The 20,653-nt window shown below is 64.9% G+C and carries 15 protein-coding genes; 12 read left to right on the top strand and 3 right to left on the bottom strand.

What is annotated here, in order from left to right:
* The first annotated feature begins 13 nt into the window (after positions 1-13).
* Positions 14-250: a DUF1127 domain-containing protein gene (locus VGR99_RS22650; protein ID WP_326901499.1), complete on the top strand. Its 237-nt coding sequence runs from the start codon at positions 14-16 to the stop codon at positions 248-250.
* A gap of 882 nt (positions 251-1,132) precedes the next feature.
* Here the strand turns inward: VGR99_RS22650 and VGR99_RS22645 are convergent.
* Entirely contained in the window at positions 1,133-1,558 is a 426-nt protein-coding gene (locus VGR99_RS22645; RefSeq protein ID WP_270161597.1) for a universal stress protein, read from the bottom strand.
* 177 nt (positions 1,559-1,735) lie between these two features.
* Complete coding sequence (locus tag VGR99_RS22640; RefSeq protein WP_326901492.1) at positions 1,736-2,272, bottom strand: SixA phosphatase family protein; 537 nt, start codon at positions 2,270-2,272, stop codon at positions 1,736-1,738.
* Positions 2,273-2,468: 196 nt separating this feature from the next.
* On the opposite strand from VGR99_RS22640, the gene VGR99_RS22635 reads away from it, so the two are divergent.
* From VGR99_RS22635 to VGR99_RS22595, 9 genes are all read left to right on the top strand, one after another.
* Positions 2,469-3,971, top strand: coding sequence for an FAD-binding oxidoreductase (locus VGR99_RS22635; RefSeq protein ID WP_326901489.1), 1,503 nt, complete (start codon positions 2,469-2,471; stop codon positions 3,969-3,971).
* A gap of 87 nt (positions 3,972-4,058) precedes the next feature.
* Entirely contained in the window at positions 4,059-4,571 is a 513-nt protein-coding gene (gene msrB / locus VGR99_RS22630) for a peptide-methionine (R)-S-oxide reductase MsrB (RefSeq protein WP_326901488.1), read from the top strand.
* A gap of 176 nt (positions 4,572-4,747) precedes the next feature.
* Positions 4,748-7,045, top strand: a complete 2,298-nt coding sequence (locus VGR99_RS22625) for a flagellar hook-basal body complex protein (RefSeq protein ID WP_326901485.1) — start codon at positions 4,748-4,750, stop codon at positions 7,043-7,045.
* 36 nt (positions 7,046-7,081) lie between these two features.
* Positions 7,082-8,965, top strand: coding sequence for a flagellar hook-associated protein FlgK (flgK, locus tag VGR99_RS22620; protein ID WP_326901484.1), 1,884 nt, complete (start codon positions 7,082-7,084; stop codon positions 8,963-8,965).
* A 20-nt stretch (positions 8,966-8,985) separates the two neighbouring features.
* Positions 8,986-10,860 (top strand): flagellar protein, encoded by a 1,875-nt coding sequence (locus tag VGR99_RS22615; RefSeq protein WP_326901482.1) that lies wholly within the window; start codon positions 8,986-8,988, stop codon positions 10,858-10,860.
* Between the two features lie 72 nt (positions 10,861-10,932).
* Positions 10,933-11,718: a hypothetical protein gene (locus VGR99_RS22610; RefSeq protein WP_326901480.1), complete on the top strand. Its 786-nt coding sequence runs from the start codon at positions 10,933-10,935 to the stop codon at positions 11,716-11,718.
* Between the two features lie 10 nt (positions 11,719-11,728).
* Positions 11,729-13,351 carry a hypothetical protein gene (locus VGR99_RS22605; RefSeq protein ID WP_326901478.1) on the top strand — a complete coding sequence of 541 codons (1,623 nt, stop codon included), beginning with the start codon at positions 11,729-11,731 and terminating at the stop codon, positions 13,349-13,351.
* 1 nt (position 13,352) lies between these two features.
* On the top strand, positions 13,353-14,606 hold the full coding sequence (locus VGR99_RS22600) for a hypothetical protein (RefSeq protein ID WP_326901476.1): 1,254 nt from the start codon (positions 13,353-13,355) through the stop codon (positions 14,604-14,606).
* Positions 14,603-16,099, top strand: a complete 1,497-nt coding sequence (locus tag VGR99_RS22595) for an aspartate aminotransferase family protein (RefSeq protein ID WP_326901474.1) — start codon at positions 14,603-14,605, stop codon at positions 16,097-16,099. The genes VGR99_RS22600 and VGR99_RS22595 overlap by 4 nt, the downstream gene beginning before the upstream one ends.
* Positions 16,100-16,167: 68 nt before the next feature.
* On the opposite strand, the gene flbT is transcribed toward VGR99_RS22595, so the two are convergent.
* Positions 16,168-16,617, bottom strand: coding sequence for a flagellar biosynthesis repressor FlbT (gene flbT / locus VGR99_RS22590; protein WP_326901473.1), 450 nt, complete (start codon positions 16,615-16,617; stop codon positions 16,168-16,170).
* 324 nt (positions 16,618-16,941) lie between these two features.
* Here flbT and VGR99_RS22585 point away from each other — a divergent pair, with 324 nt between their 5' ends.
* Both VGR99_RS22585 and VGR99_RS22580 read left to right on the top strand, forming a co-directional pair.
* Positions 16,942-18,516: a flagellin gene (locus VGR99_RS22585; protein ID WP_326901470.1), complete on the top strand. Its 1,575-nt coding sequence runs from the start codon at positions 16,942-16,944 to the stop codon at positions 18,514-18,516.
* 245 nt (positions 18,517-18,761) lie between these two features.
* Entirely contained in the window at positions 18,762-20,339 is a 1,578-nt protein-coding gene (locus VGR99_RS22580; RefSeq protein WP_326901467.1) for a flagellin, read from the top strand.
* Positions 20,340-20,653 lie beyond the last annotated feature (314 nt).

The following is a 20,653-nucleotide window of genomic DNA, read 5'->3' as shown; positions in this document are numbered from 1 at the left end:
CCGGAGAAGAACAATGACCACGATCTCACAAACTGCCGGGCGGAGTTTACGCCCCACCTCCTCGAGCGGATTTTTTGCCACGCTCGTCAACGCCGCCTACGCCCTGTTCGACCGCCTGGAGCGCCGCTCCGCCATCAAGACGCTGAACGAGCTCGACGACCGCGCCCTGCGCGACATCGGCATCAACCGCAGCCAGATCGAGGACGCGGTGTACGGCCAGTTCAAGGCCGAGCTGACGCGGTATCTGTAAGCGACTTCGCTCTTGTCCCGGACGCGCTGCAGCGTTCTTACGCTGCTGCGCTGAGCCGGGACCCAGGAAGCCACATGACTCGCTGACGCATGGGCCCCGGCTGTGCAGCGCACCGTCGAAGAGACGCTGCGCTGCGTCCGGGGCACGAGAGCGGAGTTTTCGTACACACCTGCCTCCGCATCGTCATTGCAAGCGCAGCGAAGCAGTGACGGAGTGTGGTTCGCACCGTTGCTCCTTTGGCGCTCATCTTCATTGCAGCTCGTAGGATGGGTAGAGCGCAGCGAAACCCATCGACGCTTTCTCCGCGCTGAAACATAATGGGTTTCGCTGCGCTCTACCCATCCTACGGCTCCAGGCATACCTTCGCATCCTCGCGGCTTATGTCGTGCGCTCCGGGGAGCGATGCACTATTGCCCCCGTCGCCTTGCCGATGACTGATGCGCGGGCTCGGTTGGGCCGCACGCATCACCGCAAGACTTGACGCACAGACCCCGGGCGTCAGGACCACACGATTTTGCCGTACGCGAACCGCACCTGTCGTTGGCGCGAGGTCTTCGCTCACGGTTGCCCGCCCTGCGAAACTTTTCGCGCCGGATGTGATCCGCGTCCACCGCCGCCCGGCCCGCGTGTCGTGACGATCGCGATGCGCCCCTCTTCCTTGGGCCGGAGTGGACGCACTATCCGCCAATTCCGAATTTCGGTAAAGTGGAATATTTTTGGCGCGGCTTATTGACCGGCGGCTTGGGTGTTTTGCCCGACGGGCAACGCAAGGTCTGGTAGCCCGGATGAGCGAAGCGACATCCGGGATTTGCGGCCTGAGCGGCCCCGGGTATCGCTTCGCTCACCCGGGCTACGAACTACGAACGGAGTCCATTGCGGCGCTCAGTGCCTGACCACCAGCACCGAGCATTTGGCGTAGCGCACGACGTGCCCGGCGTTGGAGCCGAGGAAATAGGTGCGCATCGCCGGCCGGTGTGAGGTCATCACGATCAGATCGGCCTTCATGTGCACGGCTTCCTCGAGGATCTCGTGATAGATGCCGCCCTGACGGACCACGCTGGAGATGCGTCCGGCCTCGATGCCGGATTCGCGCGCGACGATGGCGAGGGCCTCCTCGGAGGTCTGGCGCTGCTGTTCGTCGAAATCGGCCGGGACGTACTCGGCCAGCATCACCGGTGTCATCGGCAGCACGTTGAGCAGCCGTACCGACCCGCTCCAGGTCTGCGACAGTGTTGCCGCGGTCGCGATCGCCGGCTTGGCGAGATCGGTGTCGGCGAGGTCGATGGGCACGAGGATCGACTTGAACATCTGCGCCTCCAGTCTTCCAGCCAGGAAGTCTAGAGCGATTTCCGTTCCGATGGAAACGGCACGGAGCTCCAGCTTCTTGTTTGGACGCGTTTTCTTGACGCGAACCGGTATCCACTTCGCTCGAAAACGCTCGTGTGGCCAAGCTGGATCAACCGGTCGAGACGGCGCCCGCGCGTCTCAATCCGATCGAAGCAGCTTGGGGCTGACGAACAGCACCAGCTTGCCGCGGCGGTAGGCCACGTCCCTCCAATCCTTGACGTCAAAGTCGAAGATCGCAAGCCCCGCCGTGGGAAGGTTGTGGGCGAGCGCCTTGGCGCCGGCGGGATCGCCGCTGCCCATCAGCATCAGGGCGATCTCGTGCATGCCGGGATTATGCCCCACCAGCAGCAACCGCTTCGGGTTGGCAGGGATCGTTGCCGTGCGAATGGACTCCAGGATCTGCGCGGGGTCGGCGCCGTAGAGTTCGGGCAGCACCTCGACCTGGGGCGCCGTGACGCGGTCCTTCATCGTCTGCCAGGCGATGTCCCAGGTCTGCCGGGCCCGGACGGCATGCGACACCAAGACGGCGTCGGGGGCGGGGGGATGGGAGGCGATCCAGTCGCCCATCTGGGCGGCGTCCTTGTGGCCGCGGTCGTCGAGCCGGCGGTCCTGGTCACGGCCGCTCGGCGCGTCGGTCTCGGTCTTGGCGTGACGCAGCAGCATCAAACGGCGCATGGCATTCTCGAATCGTTCCACGTCCAGAATAATCTACAGGCGGGCGTTGAGGACAAGGTGACAGGCGCCCGAAGGGGTCCTTTAAAGCGCGACGAGATCGGGGCAAAGCGTCAGAGCGCGCTAAATTGTTGTTTTGAGCATGATCTGTTCGGAAAACCGCTGCACACTTTTCCGGATCATGCTCTAAGAAAACGACATGAGCGAGACTTTCACAAGCGTGCCCCAGGAAGAAGCCGGCTTTCGCGAGCGTATACGGTTGTCATTCGATCTCGACGCCGACATCTGCGTGATCGGGGCAGGGCTTGCCGGGCTCTCCATCGCGCTGGAGGCGGCCCGGCTCGGGGCCAGCGTTGCGGTGCTCGAGGGCCGCCATATCGGCTGGAATGCCTCCGGCAACCAGCTCGGCACCGTGATGCCGGGCTTTGCACTGCCGCTCGCCGACCTGATCGAACGCATCGGTTTCGAGGACGCGCGCGAATTGTGGGCGCTGTCGAAGGAGGGCGCCGAGTTCGTCCGCGCCAACGCCACCGAAGAGAACATGCCGGGGATCGGCCCGAGCGACGGCGTGCTGGAGGTCTCCAACGTCGATGCCGGCGACCGGCTGATCAGCCGGCTGCAGATGCTGAACGAGGATTTCGACACCGAGGTCGAGGGCTGGCAGGTCGATCGAGTCCGCCAGATGCTCAAGACCGATCATTACTTCCACGGCGTCTACTATCCCAAAGCGCTCCAGGTCGACGGCCGCAAATATGTGCATGGCCTCGCGGCACTGGCGCGGCGTGCCGGCGCCCGCATCTTCGAGGACACGCCGGTCGTCAGCATCGATCATTCCGGCATCCGCAAGCGTATCGTCACGCCGTCGGCGCGGCTGCGTGCGACCCACATCGTGCTCGCCGGCAACATCCATCTCGGCGCGCCCTTGCGGCGGCTGTCGGAGACGCTGCTGCCGGTCTGGCGCTATGCCGGTATCACCGCGCCGCTCGGCGAGCGCCTGCACGAGATCATCGCCTTCAAGGGATCGGTGATGGATTCCGACGGCGTCGACCATTTCCGCATCGTCGACGGCGACCGTCTGATGTGGGAGAGCCCGGAGACCACCTGGGCCGCGCGGCCGCAGCGTTTTGCCGGCGGCGTCAAGCGGCGCATCCGGTCGATCTTCCCCGCGCTCGGCGATGTCGAGGTCGCCGACATGTTCGGCGGCGCCACCGGGCAGACCGTGCACGGCATGCCGCAGATCGGCCAGTTGCGCAAAGGCCTGTGGGTAGCGAGCGGGTTCGGCCGCCAGGGCATGAACACATCGGCCATGGCCGGGCAGCTCATCGCGCGCAGCATTTTGTGGGGCGACGACCGCTGGAAGCTGTTCTCGCCGTTCGAGCTGGTCTGGGCGGGCGGGGCAACGGGGCGCGTCGCGGGCCAGATGGTGGGACTATGGGGCAGGGCGACTTCCGCCGCCGCGGGCACGCTTGCCCGCTACCGCGAGCGGGCCCGGGTCAAGGACCGGGAACGCGAGGCCCGTCTCGCCGAAGCCAACCGGGCCGCCGGCACCGGTCCGCGCCGTCCGCTGCCCGGCGCCGTGCGGCCGCGGCCAACCCCCGCACCGGAACCTGTCTCCCAAGACGCCGTCGCCCACGGTTCTGTCGCTCAAGGCCCGGATCGGACCCCGGAACCGGCCGGGCAGGACGACCGCGTCCCGCAATAACCTCGCGAAAAATTCCGCCCGGAAGTGTAACGTCGGCCGTTAGAGCCCGTATCTCAGGGCGTGGACTCCCCGCGCACGGAGAATGAGATGTTTGACCGCCGCATCCTGTTGACGACTGTCGCCGGCCTGTTCGGCCTTTCGGCCTTCCGCTGGCTGAGAGGGACACCTGCCGAGGCTGGCGAGAAGGCCGCGGAAAATTTCGAGATCCAGAAGACGGAGGCCGAGTGGCGCGCCCAGCTCACGCCGCAGCAATATGAGATCCTGCGCAATCACGGCACCGAGCGGCCGGGCTCCAGCCCGCTGCTCAAGGAGCACCGCAAGGGCGTGTTCGCCTGCGCCGGCTGCGACCTGCCGCTGTTCGCGTCCGACACGAAGTTCGAGAGCGGCACGGGTTGGCCGAGCTTCTACCAGCCGATCGAGGGCAATGTCGGCAAGACCGAGGACCGCACCTACGGCATGCTGCGCACCGAGGTGCATTGCCGGCGCTGCGGCGGCCATCTCGGCCACGTCTTCGACGACGGTCCGAAGCCGACCGGACTGCGCTACTGCATCGACGGGTTCGGGCTGGTTTTCCACCCGGCGGCCGCATCGGCAACGTAAAGAAACGCCCGGCAATTGTTGCCCGCTCGGCAATTGTGCCCCGGTCATTCGGCCGGGGCGTTCCTATTTAAGTCATTGATTTCATGAGAATACCCGCATTGGCATAGCCTTTGCGACTGTCTCCCCGACTGCGGCCATGTCTTGGCGCCGCCGAGATCGGATTTGGAGACAAAGTTATGGGTATCTTCGATGCAATGAATACCTCGGTGGGTGGCCTGCAGGCGCAGTCCTACGCGTTGCAGAACATTTCCGGCAACATCGCGAACTCCTCCACCACCGGTTACAAGGGCATCGGCACCAGCTTCGTCGACCTCATTCCCGACGCCTCGGTCCCGAGCAAGCAGGTCGCGGGCGGCGTGACGGCCAACGCCAAGGCCACCATCACCACACAGGGCACGATCTCGGGCTCCAGCGTCGCCACCAACATGGCGATCACCGGCGACGGCTTCTTCTCGATCCAGAAGGCGACCGGCGTCGTCGACAACGTGCCGGTGTTCAGCGGCGTCACCTATTACACCCGCCGCGGCGACTTCCAGCTCAATGCCAACGGCAACCTGGTCAACGGCGCCGGCTACTATCTGATGGGCACTACGGTCGATCCCAAGACCGGCAATCCGACCGGCAGTGTGTCGTCCGTCCTGAAATTCCAGAACAACTTCATCCCGGCCCAGGCGACCACCTCGATCCAGTACGCCGCGAACCTGCCGTCCCAGCCGAACACGGCGGCGAGTTCGACCGCATCGAGCGGCACGCTGCTGGCAGCGGGCGGTCTGAACCCGTCCGACTTCACAGCCAACCCGCTGCCGGTCGGCACGCCGGCCGCGCCCTACACCAATGCAAAGGTCTCCGGCTCGGCGGCCACCGGCAATGTTCGCTCGGCCTATACTTCCACGACAGGGACGGGCTCCGTTGCCTTGCAGGACAGCGCATCGGCGGCTGCTGGCACGGGGACCGCGCTCGATTCTGCAACGACACCCCATCTCGCCACGAGCATCCTCAACGCGCTCGCGAACGGTACGACCGGTACGACCCTGACCATCACGGGGGTCGGCGGCGTCGCGCATACGATCACCTTCGATCCCAACGTCACCACCCTCACGACGGCCGGCGGCAACACCACGATCGGATTGGCTCCGGGTGCCGCCAATACCAATAAGGTGTCTGATATCCTGAATGCGATCGCGACCGCGGCCGGCATCCCCAGCACCAGTGTGACTCTGAGCGCTACCGGCAATATCCAGATCGCGAGCGGCACCTCCGCTGACATTCAGGTTACGAGCAGTGCGGCGGCCACCGCGCTCGGTCTCAGCACCGTGACGCGCGGCGGCAATGTGCTGTCCTCGCCTGCCATCTCGGGCTCCACGGTCCTGAGCGGCACCGCGACAGCGGGTGGTGCTCAGGTGCTCTCGTCCGGCTTTTCGGCAGGCGACACGATCACCGTTAACGGTCAGACGCTGACCTTTGTGGCCTCGGGCGCGTTGTCGACCGATAACACCAAGATCAACATCACCGACAACATTACGATGCTGCTCCAGAAGATCGATGCTCTTGCCGGGGCGTCGGGATCGTCGGTCAGCAGCAGCGGCGTGATCACGCTGAACACCGGCACCTCCTCCAACCTGCAGGTGTCGAGCTCCAACAGCGCGGCGTTCGCCGCGCTCGGCTTCACCTCGACCGTCACCAAGAATCGCGACGGTGGCGGCACCGCCGGCACCGGCGGCGTGATCGGCAACGACATCGCGACCTTCACCAAGGAATCGATCAGCGGCGGTGCGGTGACCGCCTACAACGCCGCCGGCACGCCCGTGAATCTGCAGCTGCGCTGGGCCAAGACCGATAGCGCTTCGCTGGGCTCAGGCCATGCCGATACCTGGAACCTGTTCTACCAGACTGACCCGAACGCGACCGGAACGACGGTCGGCTGGGTCAACACCGGACAGGCCTTCACCTTCGGCTCCGACGGCTCGCTGACCTCGCCGAGCGGCTCGGGCATCACCATCAACAACGTCTCCGTCAGTGGCCAGTCGCTCGGCTCGGTCGCCTTCAACATCTCCTCGGGCGGATTGACCCAATACGCCAGCACCAGCGGCGCGGTGACGATCAACACCATCACCCAGAACGGTTACGCCGCCGGTCAGCTCCGCTCCGTCGCCGTCAACAACAGTGGTCTCGTGGTCGGCACCTTCTCCAACGGCCAGAACCTCGACCTCGCCCAGGTCTCGTTGTCGCACTTCAACGGCACCAACTACCTGAAGGCCCTCGACGGCGGCGCTTACGCTGCGACCGAGCAGTCGGGAAATGCCATCGACGGCGCTTCGGGCAGCATCAGCGGCTCGTCGCTGGAAGGCTCCAACACCGACATCGCCGACGAGTTCACCAAGCTGATCGTGACCCAGCAGGCCTATTCGGCCAACACCAAGGTGATCACGACGGCGAACTCGATGGTGCAGGACCTTCTGAACGTGTTGCGCTGATCGGCGCGTGACGTAACCAAAGGCGGGTAAGTCCACATGGGTTTGAGTTCAGCCCTTGCCAGTGCGATGAGCGGTCTGCGTGCCAACCAGGCCGCGCTCTCGATCGTCTCCTCCAACGTCGCCAACTCGCAGACGCCGGGTTACGTCGTCCAGACGCCGAACCAGATCGAGGTCACCACCGGCGACTTCGGCTCGACGGCGATGACGACCGGCGTCAGCCGGGAGATCGACACCTATGTGCTGAACCAGCTGCGCACCGAGACCGGCGGCAGCGGCTACGCCGACCAGATGGCCAACATCCTGAAGCAGCTTCAGAATGTCTATGGCACGCCCGGCAACAGCGGCACGCTCGAAACCGCGCTGAACAATTTCACCTCCGCGCTGCAGGCGCTGTCGACCAGCTCCGGCGCGTCGTCGGCGCAGACCGTTGCCCTCGGCGCGGCGCAGGCACTGGCGCAGCAGCTCAACGTGACCACCAAGGGCATCCAGTCGCTACGCTCCAACGTCGAGCAGGATCTCGGCAGCTCGGCGCAGCAGGCCAACGCGGCGATGCAGAAGATCGCCGACATCAACACCAAGCTTCAGGGCCTGTCGGCCAACGATCCCTCGGCTGCGACGCTGATGGACCAGCGCGACCAGGCCATCAACACGCTGTCGAAATATGTCGACGTCCGCGTCACCACCGACGGTTCGAACCAGGCCAACATCTACACCACCACCGGCATCCAGCTGGTCGGCGCCGGGCTCGCCTCGCAGTTCACTTTTGCCTCCGCCGGCGCGCTGTCGGCGACCTCGCTCTACAACACCGACCCGGCCAAGTCCGGCGTCGGCGCGCTCAACATCAAGCTGCCGAACGGCTCGCAGCTCGACGTCGTCGCCAACAACGTGGTCTCGTCCGGCCAGATCGCGGCCGACCTGAAGCTGCGCGACCAGACGCTGGTGCAGGCGCAAAATCAGATCGACCAGCTCGCCGCCACGATGTCGAGCGCGCTGTCGGACAAGACCACGGCCGGCAGCATGGTCTCCGGTCCGCCGGCCGGCTTCGATCTCGACCTTGCCGGTGCGCAACCGGGCAACACGGTCAACATCACCTACACCGACACGGCGACCAACACCCAGCGCCAGATCACGCTCGTCAACGTGACCGATCCCGCCGCGCTGCCGCTGCAGAACGCCACCAACGCCAATCCGATGCGGGTCGGCGTCAACTTCTCCGGCGGGATGAGCGCGATCGCCTCTGCGCTCAACACCGCGCTGTCGGGCTCGCATCTGTCGTTCTCCGCCGCACCGGCACCGGCGACCGCCACGACGCTGCGGGTGACCGACGACAACAGCGGCCTCGCCAAGGTCAATTCGGCGTCCACCACCAAGACGATCTCGTCGCTGGCCTCGGGCAACCCGCAACTTGCGGTGTTCACCGACGGCGGGCAGGCGCTCTATACCGGCGCGATCACGGCGTCGGGCTCGCAGATGACCGGCCTTGCCGGGCGCATCGCCGTGAACACGCAGCTCGCCAGCGATCCGACCCGGCTGTCGGTCTACAACACCTCGCCGGTGACGCCCGCGGGCGACACCACGCGTTCGGACTTTCTCTACTCGCAGCTCACGACCTCGGTGTTCTCCTACTCGCCGACGACCGGCCTCGGCTCGTCGAGCCAGCCCTTCACCGGCAGCGTCTCGAACTATCTGCAGCAGTTCCTGAGCGTCCAGGCCAATGCCTCGACCCAGGCGACCCAGCTCCAGCAGGGCCAGAGCGTCGTGGTCTCGACGCTGCAGGCCAAGTTCAACTCGACCTCCGGCGTCAACCTGGACTCGGAGATGTCGAACCTGATCCAGCTCCAGAATGCCTATGCCGCCAACGCGCACGTGATGTCGGTGGTGCAGAGCATGATGAACACGTTGATCCAGGCTCAAGTGTAACCAGTACAGGGCTCTGAAACATGTCGATCAGCAGCATCAACTATTCCTCGTCGATCCTCGGCGCGCAGATCCGCAACATCAATCAGCAACTCACCGACCTGTCGACGCAGCTCTCGACCGGAAAGCTGTCGCAGAACTATTCCGGCATGGGCGCCAACGAGGGCTTTGCGATCGCCTCGCGCTCGCAGCTCTCCAACATCGCCGCCTATACCGACACGATCACCAACGTGAACGTCAACATCAACCTCGCCAATACCGCGCTGCAGTCGCTGACGACGATCCGCAACACGGTGCAGACCGGTTCGGCCAGCACCGCGCAGGACCTGAACGTCAACGGCCAGACGGTCGCGCAGAATACCGCCGCCGCGCAGTTCGGCTCGATGGTCGGCGTGCTCAACACGCAGTCGGGCAACCGCTATCTGTTCTCGGGAACGGCGGTCAACACGCAGTCGGTCGCGGACGCCGGCGACATCATCAACGGCACCACGACGCAGGCCGGCTTCAAGACCGTGATGGCGGAGCGCCAGGCGGCCGATCTCGGCGCCAACGGCATGGGACGGCTGGTGCAGACGCAGCCGACGCCGAGCTCGGTGAAGGTGTCGGAAGACGTCGCCGGCTCGCCGTTCGGGCTCAAGATCAAGGCGGTGTCCTCGACGCTGACGGGTGCGACCGTCACCGGCCCGAGCGGCTCGCCGGTGTCGTTCTCGGTCGATCTCAACGGCGTCAATCCGAGCAACGGCGACAAGCTGAGCGTCCAGTTCACGCTGCCCGACGGTACGACCGAGCAGATCGACCTGACCGCGTCGAGCGCCACGCCGACGCCGCTCGGCAGCTTCGCGATCGATACGACCACTCCGGGCAACACCGCGACTAATCTCAACACGGCGCTGAACACCGCGATCACGAAACTCGCCAACACCTCGCTGGTGGCGGCCTCCGCCGTCACGGCCGGCGACAATTTCTTCAACACCGCGAGCTCTGCGATCGGCACGCCGGTCAACAACCAGGCCGCGCCGCCGGCGCCGGTCACCGGCGCGACGGCGCTGTCGGGCGCGACCCCGTCGAACTCGATCTCGCCGGGCTTCGTGGCCGGCGACACCATCTCCGTCAACGGCACCACGCTCACCTTCGTCAACTCGGGCGCGACCGGCAACCAGCTCAATGTCGGCGACAGCATCCAGACGCTGATGAGCAAGATCGACGCGATCACGGGGACGTCGAAGCCGTCGACGGTGCATGGCGGATCGATCACCATCAACACCGACGATGCGGCGAGCCTCAACATCACGACGTCGAACACGGGTGCGATGAATGCGCTCGGGTTCGGCTCGACCCCGGTGACCGCGACCCAGCCGCCGCTGCGCGTCGGCTCCTCGCCGGCGAGCTCGGCGACGACGCTGGTCAACGGCTCGGCGACCACAGTGAAATGGTACACCGGCAATGACGGGCCGGGCTCGGCGCGCTCCACCGCGATGGCGCGGGTCGACGATTCCGTCACCGTGCAATATGGCGCGCAGGCCAACGAGGATGCGATCCGCCGCCAGGTGCAGGCGATCGCGGTGTTCGGGACGTTCTCGACCTCGCCGACCGGGCAGTATTCCGGCGGGCAGGTCTCGGCGCTGAGCCTGCGGGTGACGCAGGCGCTGACGCAGCAGCCCGGCCAGCAGCGCCTCGAGGACATCCAGACTGACATCGCCATGGCCCAGAACACGATGAAGGACGCGACCACGCGCCAGACCCAGGCCAAGGCGCAGCTCCAGAGCATCGTCGACCAGGCGGAATCGGCATCGCCCGACCAGGTCGCCAGCGAGATCCTGTCGCTCCAGAACGCGCTCCAGGCCTCCTACCAGGTTACCTCGAACCTCGCGCAGCTCTCGCTCGTCAAGTTCCTGTAAGGAAACGTTAAGGCGCCGTTAACCATGCCTCTTTACCTCTTGGTGAGGTTTTAAGCGGGGGCTGAGCCGTCGATGTCGGACAAGATGCAGCTGGTGGTGGCCACGCCGTGCTTCGGCGGGCAGGTGTCGAGCATTTATGCGAGCTCGATCTTCGCGCTCCAGCGCGCCGTGCATGGCATGTCCAATCTCGAGCTCAAGGTGCTGCTGCGCGACGGCGACGCGCTGATCACGCGGGCGCGGGCCAATCTCGCCGCGATGTTCCTGGACGATCCCGAGGCGACGCATTTCCTGTTCATCGATGCCGACATCGGCTTCAAGCCCGAGCAGGTGTTCCGCCTGATCGAGTGCGGGGCGGACGTCGTCGCCGGCTGCTATCCGATCAAGCGGGTCAACTGGGACAAGGCGAAGCGGGCGATCGAGGCCGGCCGGGCCGATGTGCCCGCGGCCTCGCTCGACTACGTGCTGGAGATCGCGGACCCCGACCGCATCGTGGTGGTCAACGGCTTCACCCGCGTGCGCTACGCCGGCACCGGCTTCCTGATGATCCGCCGCCACGTGCTGGAGGCGATGTGCCGGCATCCTGATTACGCCAACCTGCAATTCTTCCGCGAGCATTCGCACGACACGCTGGCATCGAGCCCGAACCGGTTCGCGCTGTTCGAATGCATGATCGATCCGGCGACAGGGACCTATCTCTCCGAGGATTTCGCCTTCTGCAAGCGCTGGACCGATATCGGCGGCGAGATCTGGGCCGATATCCAGAGCTCGCTCGATCATGTCGGCCCGTCCGTGTTCCACGGCGACATCGCCTCGCAATTCGCGCCGGCGCCCGCGGCGACTGCGGCCGACGCGGCGTGAGCCTTTCGGGATGAGCACCGGCGCATCCCCTCTGCCAATCCTGGAGCGCGCATCCGACGGAGGCTCGCGCTACCGTCTGCGCGATCTCTTCACACCGCTGGATACGCTGCTGATCTCGGGCGGAGACCCGCGGCTGGCGCTGGATCCGCAGAACCGCGTCAACGCCTATGGCTGCGCGGCCTCGCCGGAACCCGGGATCTGGAATTTCGCCTCTTCGACCGCGTCCACGATCTCGCAAGGCGCCTACGACCGCGCGGCGCTGGCGCGCGAAGAGCTGATGCACAAATGCCTGTTCGACGAGGTCGAGATCGCCTTCGATGCGCGCTGCGAGGCCATGCGCGACGAGTTGCGCGGCTATCTCCAGCTCTCGCCGCGCGTCGACGTGGTGTTCTCGCCGTCCGGCACCGATTCCCAGCTTCACGCCCTGTTTCTGGCGGGCGCGGTGCTCGGCGCGCCGCCCGTCTCGATCGTCGTCGGCACGGACCAGACCGGCAGCGGCACGGTCCATACCGCGCGCGGGCACCATTTCAGTACGATGACGGCGAGCGGCCTTGCGGTGCGCAAGGACAGTGCGGTGGCGGGGCTTGCCGGCGACAGTATCGCGGTGCCGCTGCTCGATACGGCGCCCGGCATTGCGATGCGCTCCGATGCGGATGCCGCAGTAATGCGTGCAGTCGAGATCAGCCTCGCGCAAGGCCGGTGCGTTCTCCTCCACATCATGGATTCGTCAAAGCTCGGCTGGTGCGCGCCGAGCGCTGCCTGTCTCGATGAGATCGCGCGGCGCTGGCCGCGCAAGGTTCAGGTGGTCGTCGATGCCTGCCAGGCGCGGCTCGGCCGCCGCAGGCTGCGTTCCTATCTCGATCGCGGTTACATGGTGCTGATGACGGGCTCCAAATTCTTCGGCGGGCCCGCCTTCAGCGGTGCGCTGCTGGTGCCGAAGGGCCTGTCGCGGTCGATCGACCGGATCGGCGGGGTCGCGCCGGGCATCTTCGGCTACGCCGGCCGGTGCGACTGGCCGATGGCCTGGACGGCGTTGCGCTCGCGCTTCGAGCGGCGGCCGAATTTCGGTCAATGGCTGCGCTGGGAGGCGGCGCTTGCGGAGATCGGCAACTATTATGCCGTGCCCGGCGCGTTTCGCGCCAAGGCGCTGACCGAGCTTTCCGCCGGCATCGACAGCATGATCGCCTTGTCGCCGTCGCTTCGCGCCGTTCCGAATACGTCAGCTACGAGTGGCGCGGACGAAGAGGAATTCGCGGCCGCTACGATTTTTCCATTCACGCTGCTCCGCGACGGCAAGCCGGTCTCGATCGCCGAGACCGCCGCCGTTCATCGCGCGCTGGCACGCGACATGAACGAGGAGATCGGCGGCAGCGCGGCGGATCGCCAAATTGCCGCGCAACGCTGTCTCGTCGGCCAGCCGGTCCGGCTGGAGCGGCAGGACGAGGCGCCGCAAGCCGTGCTGCGGCTGTGTGTCGGCGCCCGGCTCGTCACCGAAGCCTGGTCGGCGGATGCCGCACAGGCGCAACGTAATGTGCAGCGCATCCTCGATCGCATCGCCCATGTCGTGGCGAAGATCGAGCTGCTGCTTGACCGTGCCACGGCTGCGCCGGGGAAGTTTGTGCTCGAGGGCTGATATGCTGAATCCTGTTTCCGTGACGAACGGCGCCATCGCGCCGAACTATTCCGACCGCATCGGTTTTGCGCAATTGACGCGCCGGGCCTTCCAGGGCGGCGATCTGCATCCGTTGCGCGAGCGTCTCTTGGCACGGATCGAGGAAGGGACGGCGGAGGCGGGCGAGGGCCTGGATCTGTCGCTGGTTGCCCAGCTTCTCGGCGAGAAGGAAGCCGGCCTCGTGATCCAGACCGAGGTGCTCGCCTTCCACCAATTGTTTCGCTCGCCTTGCGCCGTTCCGAAGCCGCGCCTGCGCGTGCTGGCGCTCGCGGCCGATATCGACATGGGCGGCAACACGCCGATCGAATTCCTGCTCGAAGACTCCGATATCGAGCTGTTGACGCTTTATGTAGTCAAGGGCATCGGCCTGCCGGAGACCTTGCCGGATCATGACGTCGCCATCGTGGTCGCCTCCGATTCCGAGGAATGCCGCGAGACGCTCGCTGTCATCGAAGCGGCCGCGCCGAGTTGGCCGCGGCCGCTGCTCAATCGCCCCGAACTGATCGGCAATCTCGATCGCGACAAGCTCTATCGGTTGCTGGCTGATATTCCCGGTCTCGATATTCCCGTGACAGCCAACGCGACGCGTGCGCAATTGACGGCTCTCGCGGAGGGGCAGATCACTTGCGCAGAGATTACGGGCGAATTGCACTTTCCAATGATCGTACGGCCGCGCGGCACGCATGCCGGCGTCGGCCTTGCGAAGATCGACGATGCTGCCGCGCTCGCGGCTTATCTTGTCGAACGGCAGGAGCAGGACTTCTTCGTCGCGCGTTTCGTCAACTATGCGAGCCCCGACGGGCTGTTTCGCAAGATGCGGCTCACCATGGTCGACGGCAAGCCTTACGCCTGCCACATGGCGATCGCCGATCGTTGGGATATCTGGTATCTCAACGCCTACATGGCGTTCAGCGAGGAGAAGCGCGCTGAAGAAGCCATCTTCATGCAAGACTTCGATCACGCTTTCGCGGCGCGCCACAAGACTGCGCTCGACGAGATGAGCCGGCGCGTCGGCCTCGACTATTTCATCGTCGATTGTGCCGAGAACCAGGACGGCGAGCTGCTGGTGTTCGAAGCCGACAACACCGCCGTCGTGCATAACATGGATCCGCCGTCGGTGTTTCCCTACAAGCCGCCGCAGATGCGCAAGATCTTTGCCGCGTTCACCGCGATGCTGTCGCGGCACGCTGAGGCCGCCGAGGGGCGTGCGGCATGAACGAGATCATCCGCAACACGCAGCCTGCGGTCACGAATACCTCGCTCGATCCGCAGGACTGGAACGCGTTCCGCGCGCTCGCCCATCGCATGCTGGACGAGACCATCGACGGCATCGCCAACGTTCGTTCGCGTCCGGTGTGGCAGCCGATCCCCGATGAGGTCCGTGCGGCCATCAAGTCCGACGTGCCGCGCGAGGCCAGCGATCTCGGCGATGTCTATCGCGAGTTCGCCGAGCATGTCGCGCCCTATGCGACCGGCAATGTCCATCCCGGCTTCATGGGCTGGGTGCATGGCGGCGGCACCGCGGTCGGCATGATCGCGGAGATGCTCGCGGCTGGCCTCAACGCCAATCTCGGCGGACGCGACCACATGCCGATCGAGGTCGAACGCCAGATCGTCGACTGGATGCGCCGTCTCTTCGCCTTCCCGGAGAATGCGAGCGGCATCTTCGTCACGGGCACGTCGATGGCCAATCTGATGGCGGTGCTGGTGGCGCGCACGACTGCGCTCGGCAAGCCGGCGCGGCAATACGGCATCGGCAATGACGGCGCGCTGCTCACCGCCTACACGTCGCGGGCCGCGCATGGCTGCGTCTCGCGGGCCATGGACATCGCCGGGCTCGGCACCGATGCGCTGCGCAAGATCGATGTCGACGCCGATCATCGCATCGACGTCGCCGCGCTGCGTGCGCAGATCGCGGTCGATCGCGAGGTCGGGTTCAAGCCGTTCCTCGTCGTCGCCTCCGCCGGCACAGTCGATGTCGGTGCGATCGACGATCTCAAGGCCATTGCCGCGCTGTGCCGCGAGGAAGGAATCTGGTTTCACGTCGACGGCGCTTTCGGTGCGCTCGCGATCCTCTCGCCCGAGCTCGCACCGCTGCTCGGCGGTATCGAGCTTGCGGATTCCATTGCGCTCGATTTCCACAAATGGGGACAGGTGCCCTACGATGCCGGCTTCCTGCTGGTGCGTGACGGCGAGCAACATCGGCAGGCCTTTGCGCAGCCGGCAGCCTATCTCAGCCGTGAGGCGAGGGGGCTTGCGGCGGGCGCGGTCTGGCCCTGCGATCTCGGTCCCGACCTGTCGCGCGGCTTTCGCGCGCTGAAGACCTGGTTCACGCTGAAGACGTTCGGCACCGATCGCCTGGGCGCCGTGATCGCGCGAAGCTGTGCGCTGGCAAAATATCTGGAGGCACGCGTTCTGGCCGAGCCGCGGCTGGAATTGCTGGCGCCGGTCAACCTCAATATCGTCTGCTTCCGTTACCGCACGACTGATGCGGTCAATCGCGAGATCGTTGCCGACATCCAGGAATCCGGCATCGCGGCGCCATCGAGCACCACGCTCGACGGCAAATTCGCGATCCGTGCCGCTATCGTCAATCATCGCACCGGCGAGACTGATATCGACGCGCTGGTCGCGGCCGTGCTGGAGTTCGGCGACAAGCGAAGCGGCGGCGTGATCGACGTCGAGGCGCCTCCGCTCGCGGCGCGGTGACATCAACCCCCTAAAGCAAAACGCCCCGGACCTGGTCCGGGGCGTTTTGATTTCAGATGTCGGAAAGCTCAGGCGGCGGAGCTGACGTCGCCCTTGACCTCATCCTTGGCCTCGCCCTTGGGATGGGTGGCCTCGAACTGCTCACGCAGCTTGTCTTCATAGGCGATCAGCTTGCGGGCGTCTTTGAGGGCCCGGTAGAGATCGCCGCTCATGATGTTGTTGTTGATGCTCTCGATGATCGGCCATGCGCTCGGCACGGCGGTAACGATGTCGCGCACCAGGTTGAAATAGGTGCCGTGCTGGCTCTGCGGGTCCGGCGAGATGTACATCAGCTGGACCGCCAGATAGACGAGCTTGGCGGGCGTGTCGGCGGTTTCCGGCGTGAGGATGTCGCGCTCGCGCAGGATCGGCACGTTGTCGCCGTCGATCAGAAGGCGGGCGCGCTGGTCGGTGTTGGTTATCACGCAGTTGCCGACGATGATGCGTTCGTGCGGTCTCAGCTCGACCTTGAGGGCCATGCCTGTTCTCCATCAACTCTTTTGTAACGAGCGTCGCGCGCGCCCACCCGATGACGGCAGTCGGCTCTGATTTGGGAGTGATCCTTGCCGAATGTGGTTAACGGCTCGTAAACGTCGGCCGGGATGGCAAAAAACGAATAATATTCAAAGGCTTACAGGCGAGCTAATTTACCCCTGAAAGCCGCCGAGAAGCCAATTCGGGCGCGACGCGGACAAACCGGCGATTTCATTTCACAGATTGTTAGCGGCTTGGACGCAACCGTCCGCGGGTCGTTTGATCAATCTTGGTCAAATAGGACGCGTAGCTACCAGAAAGGTAACAGTATGTCCGGTATCGTTCTCTCCGCCTCGGTTCGTCAGAACCTTCTCTCCCTCCAGTCCACCGCCGACCTCCTCGCCACCACCCAATCGCATCTGTCGACCGGCAGGAAGGTGAACTCGGCCCTGGACAACCCCACCAACTTCTTCACCGCCCAGGGTCTCGACAACCGCGCCGGCGACATCAACAACCTGCTCGATGGTATCGGCAATGGCGTGCAGATCCTGCAGGCTGCCAACACCGGCATCACCTCCCTGCAGAAGTTGGTCGACTCCGCGAAGTCCATCGCCAACCAGGCGCTGCAGCAGCCGTCGGGTTACTCGTCGAAGTCGACCTTCACCTCGGCCGCGATCGCGGGCGCGACCGCCACGAACCTGCTGGGGACGCCGGATACCGCCGCGACGCTGACGGGCACCGCCACCGGCACTCTTGCCGCGTCCTCGGCCCTGACGACCGCGGCTGGCGGTAGCTTTGCTTCTGGCGACACGCTCATCGTGAACGGCACGACGATCAAGATCACGGCTGCCGGCGCTGGTACTGCCGCCTCTACCACGGCTGCGGACGGCACCATCAGTCTGAACACCACCGCGACCACCGCGGCGACCACCGACGACCTGACCGCTGCGATCAAGACCGCTCTCGGCGGCGGCAGCGCGGCGGCGGCCATCGCTGGCAATCAGCTGACGCTCACGGCTGGCAACACCAGCGACAGCATCACGCTTGGCGGTACGGCGCTGGCCAAGGTCGGCCTCACCGCCGGCACCACGGCGCCGACGTCGACCTTCAGCGGCCAGACGCTGACGATCGGCGCGATCGACGGCAGCGCTGCCCAGACCATCACGATCGGCACCGGTGCCAACCAGGTCAACACGCTCGACGCGCTCAACACCAAGCTCGCCTCGAGCAACCTGACCGCTACGCTGAGCTCGACTGGCCAGCTGACGCTCACCACGACGAACGATGAAGCCTCGCAGGACCTGACCAGCAGCATCATCGGCGGCACCGCCATCGGGTCCGGCAAGCTGTTCGGCGCGGGGGCCTTCGCTGCCGCGGTGAAAGACACCAACTCGCAGAACGCCCGCGCCAGCCTGATCGCTCAGTACAACAACGTGATCGATCAGATCAAAACCACCGCGCAGGACTCGTCTTTCAACGGCGTCAACCTGCTGAACGGCGACACGCTGAAGCTGACGTTCAACGAAACCGGCAAGTCGACGCTGAGCATCACCGGCGTCACCTTCGATCCGGCCGGCCTCGGCCTTGCGAAGCTGACATCTGGCACCGACTTCGTGGACAACGCGACTGTCAACAAGGTTCTGACCACGCTCAACGCGTCCAGCAGCACGCTGCGTTCGGAAGCGTCGACGCTCGGCTCGAACCTCTCGGTCGTGCAGATCCGTCAGGACTTCAACAAGAACCTGATCAACGTCCTGCAGACCGGTTCCTCCAACCTGACGCTGGCCGACACCAACGAGGAAGCGGCCAACAGCCAGGCGCTGTCGACCCGCCAGTCGATCGCGGTCTCGGCGCTGTCGCTGGCCAACCAGTCGCAGCAGAGCGTGCTGCAGCTTCTGCGCTGATACGCGACGAAAATCGCCACTCAAGGCATCGCGGCGGGGCTTCGGCCCCGCCGTTTCTTTTTGCCGTGCGGCCGGGCTCGCGCAGGGGGCCGGCACCGTGGCGGATTAACGCATTGTTAACCTTGCGGCTTAAGCTGCCATTAACCTTAATTTAAAGGACACCCCCTAAAACTGGACAAAAGTAGATTCCCCGATCGGCGAGCCCCGATTCGTACAGCGTCGTGCTTCAAGAGGAAGATCCGCCAATGTCCAACATCGTTCTCTCGGCATCAGTTCGCCAGAACCTGTTGTCACTGCAGTCGACAGCCGACCTGCTCGCCACCACGCAGCAGCGCCTTGCGAGCGGCAAGAAGGTCAATACGGCACTGGACAACCCGACCAACTTCTTCACCGCCCAGGGGCTCGACAATCGCGCCGGCGACATCAGCAATCTCCTCGACGGCATCAACAACGGCGTGCAGGTGCTGCAGGCGGCCAATACCGGCATCACCTCGCTGCAGAAGCTGGTCGACAGCGCCAAGTCGATTGCCAGCCAGGTGCTGCAAAGCCCGACGGGCTATTCTCCCAAGTCCAACGTGACGTCGGCCGCGATCACCGGTGCAACCGCCAACAACCTGCTGGGCAGCGCATACACCAACGCCACGGTCACGGGCGCTACCGTCACCGACAGCGGCGCCGCAAACATTACGCCGACGACCCAGCTGCTCAACCTCAACACCGCTGTCGTCAACGGCTCGGTCCTGACCGTCGACGGCCACACGATCACCTTCTCGAATGCGCAGACCACCTCGACCACCGACTCGTTCGGCAACGTCACGATCGGCATCGGCACCGGCAGCACCCTTACGGTGCAGACCGTGCTGAGCGCGATCGACGGTATCACCGGAGCCGCGACGCCCTCGACCGTCAACGGTACCGGCCAGCTCGTGCTCAGCACGGGTACGAACCAGGACCTTGCGATCTCCGGCTCGGGCAACGTGCTCACTGCGCTCGGCCTCACCGCCGGCACCACCGCCCGCGTCCCGCCCCCGCTCAGCGGCAAGACGTTGACGATCGGCGCTACCGGTAGCGGCACCCTCACCAGCATCACCTTCGGCGCCGGCACCGGGCAGGTCTCCACGCTCAATCAGCTCAATGCGGCGCTGGCGCCGAACAATCTGCAAGCAACGATCGACCCGACGGGTCACATCAATATCGTGACCTCCAACGATGCGGCTTCCCTGACGATGGGCGCAATCGGTGGCACGGCTGCGGCGAGCGGTCAGCCCTTCTATGGTCTGATCCCGCAACCGCCCGTCGCGGACGCGAATTCGCAGTCCACACGCGCCAATCTCGTCGCGCAGTACAACAACGTGCTCGCGCAGATCAACACCACCGCGCAAGACGCCTCGTTCAACGGCGTGAACCTGCTGAACGGCGATACGCTCAAGCTCGTGTTCAACGAAACGGGACGTTCGACGCTGACCATTCAAGGCGTGACTCTCAACGACGCCGGCCTCAGCCTTGCGCCCTTGAACCAGGGCGTTGATTTCCTGGACTCGAATTCGGCGAACACCATTCTGACTTCGCTCAACGCGGCCAGCACCACTCTGCGCTCCGAGGCGTCGACGCTTGGTTCGAACCTCTCGATCGTGCAGATCCGCCAGGACTTCAGCAAGAACCTGATCAACGTGCTGCAGACCGGCTCCTCGAACCTGACGCTTGCGGACACCAACGAGGAGGCGGCCAACAGTCAGGCGCTCTCGACGCGCCAGTCGATCGCAGTCTCCGCGTTGTCGCTCGCCAACCAGTCGCAGCAGAGTGTTCTGCAGCTGCTTCGTTAAGCGCGACGCTGACGGCCGCAACGAATGGAAGTTCGGCGAGGCCAATGCCTCGCCGCTCTTTTGAGTGAGATCGCTAACGCTCGATTAGCCGAAGTCAGCGCATGACGCGACGCAGGCGTTTACAGTGCGCGCTTGTTTGAGCATGATCTCCGCGCAAACGCGTTCCGCGTTTGTCGCGAGGGAAAACCGCTTCAGACGTTTCCGGATCATGCTCCAGACTCCGCGGCCCGTAATTGTTCGGAGACCGTCCGCACTCTCACGTAAGCAAATCTTAAGCGGCGCTGCCTAGGGTCTGGAAAATAAATCCTTAAGCC

The organism is Bradyrhizobium sp. (assembly GCF_035935975.1).
In the GTDB taxonomy this organism is placed as follows: Bacteria; Pseudomonadota; Alphaproteobacteria; order Rhizobiales; family Xanthobacteraceae; genus Bradyrhizobium.
Note: the sequence above shows the minus strand (reverse complement) of the source record. Positions and strands in the feature narration are given on the sequence as shown.

Coding starts and splice junctions, on each gene's coding strand:
- VGR99_RS22645 (WP_270161597.1), bottom strand. CDS start 1,558: ATGTTCAAGTCGATCCTCGTGCCCATCGACCTCGCCGACACCGATCTC.
- VGR99_RS22610 (WP_326901480.1), top strand. CDS start 10,933: ATGTCGGACAAGATGCAGCTGGTGGTGGCCACGCCGTGCTTCGGCGGG.
- flbT (WP_326901473.1), bottom strand. CDS start 16,617: ATGGCCCTCAAGGTCGAGCTGAGACCGCACGAACGCATCATCGTCGGC.
- flgK (WP_326901484.1), top strand. CDS start 7,082: ATGGGTTTGAGTTCAGCCCTTGCCAGTGCGATGAGCGGTCTGCGTGCC.
- VGR99_RS22595 (WP_326901474.1), top strand. CDS start 14,603: ATGAACGAGATCATCCGCAACACGCAGCCTGCGGTCACGAATACCTCG.
- VGR99_RS22650 (WP_326901499.1), top strand. CDS start 14: ATGACCACGATCTCACAAACTGCCGGGCGGAGTTTACGCCCCACCTCC.
- msrB (WP_326901488.1), top strand. CDS start 4,059: ATGTTTGACCGCCGCATCCTGTTGACGACTGTCGCCGGCCTGTTCGGC.
- VGR99_RS22625 (WP_326901485.1), top strand. CDS start 4,748: ATGGGTATCTTCGATGCAATGAATACCTCGGTGGGTGGCCTGCAGGCG.
- VGR99_RS22600 (WP_326901476.1), top strand. CDS start 13,353: ATGCTGAATCCTGTTTCCGTGACGAACGGCGCCATCGCGCCGAACTAT.
- VGR99_RS22615 (WP_326901482.1), top strand. CDS start 8,986: ATGTCGATCAGCAGCATCAACTATTCCTCGTCGATCCTCGGCGCGCAG.
- VGR99_RS22640 (WP_326901492.1), bottom strand. CDS start 2,272: ATGCGCCGTTTGATGCTGCTGCGTCACGCCAAGACCGAGACCGACGCG.
- VGR99_RS22585 (WP_326901470.1), top strand. CDS start 16,942: ATGTCCGGTATCGTTCTCTCCGCCTCGGTTCGTCAGAACCTTCTCTCC.
- VGR99_RS22605 (WP_326901478.1), top strand. CDS start 11,729: ATGAGCACCGGCGCATCCCCTCTGCCAATCCTGGAGCGCGCATCCGAC.
- VGR99_RS22635 (WP_326901489.1), top strand. CDS start 2,469: ATGAGCGAGACTTTCACAAGCGTGCCCCAGGAAGAAGCCGGCTTTCGC.
- VGR99_RS22580 (WP_326901467.1), top strand. CDS start 18,762: ATGTCCAACATCGTTCTCTCGGCATCAGTTCGCCAGAACCTGTTGTCA.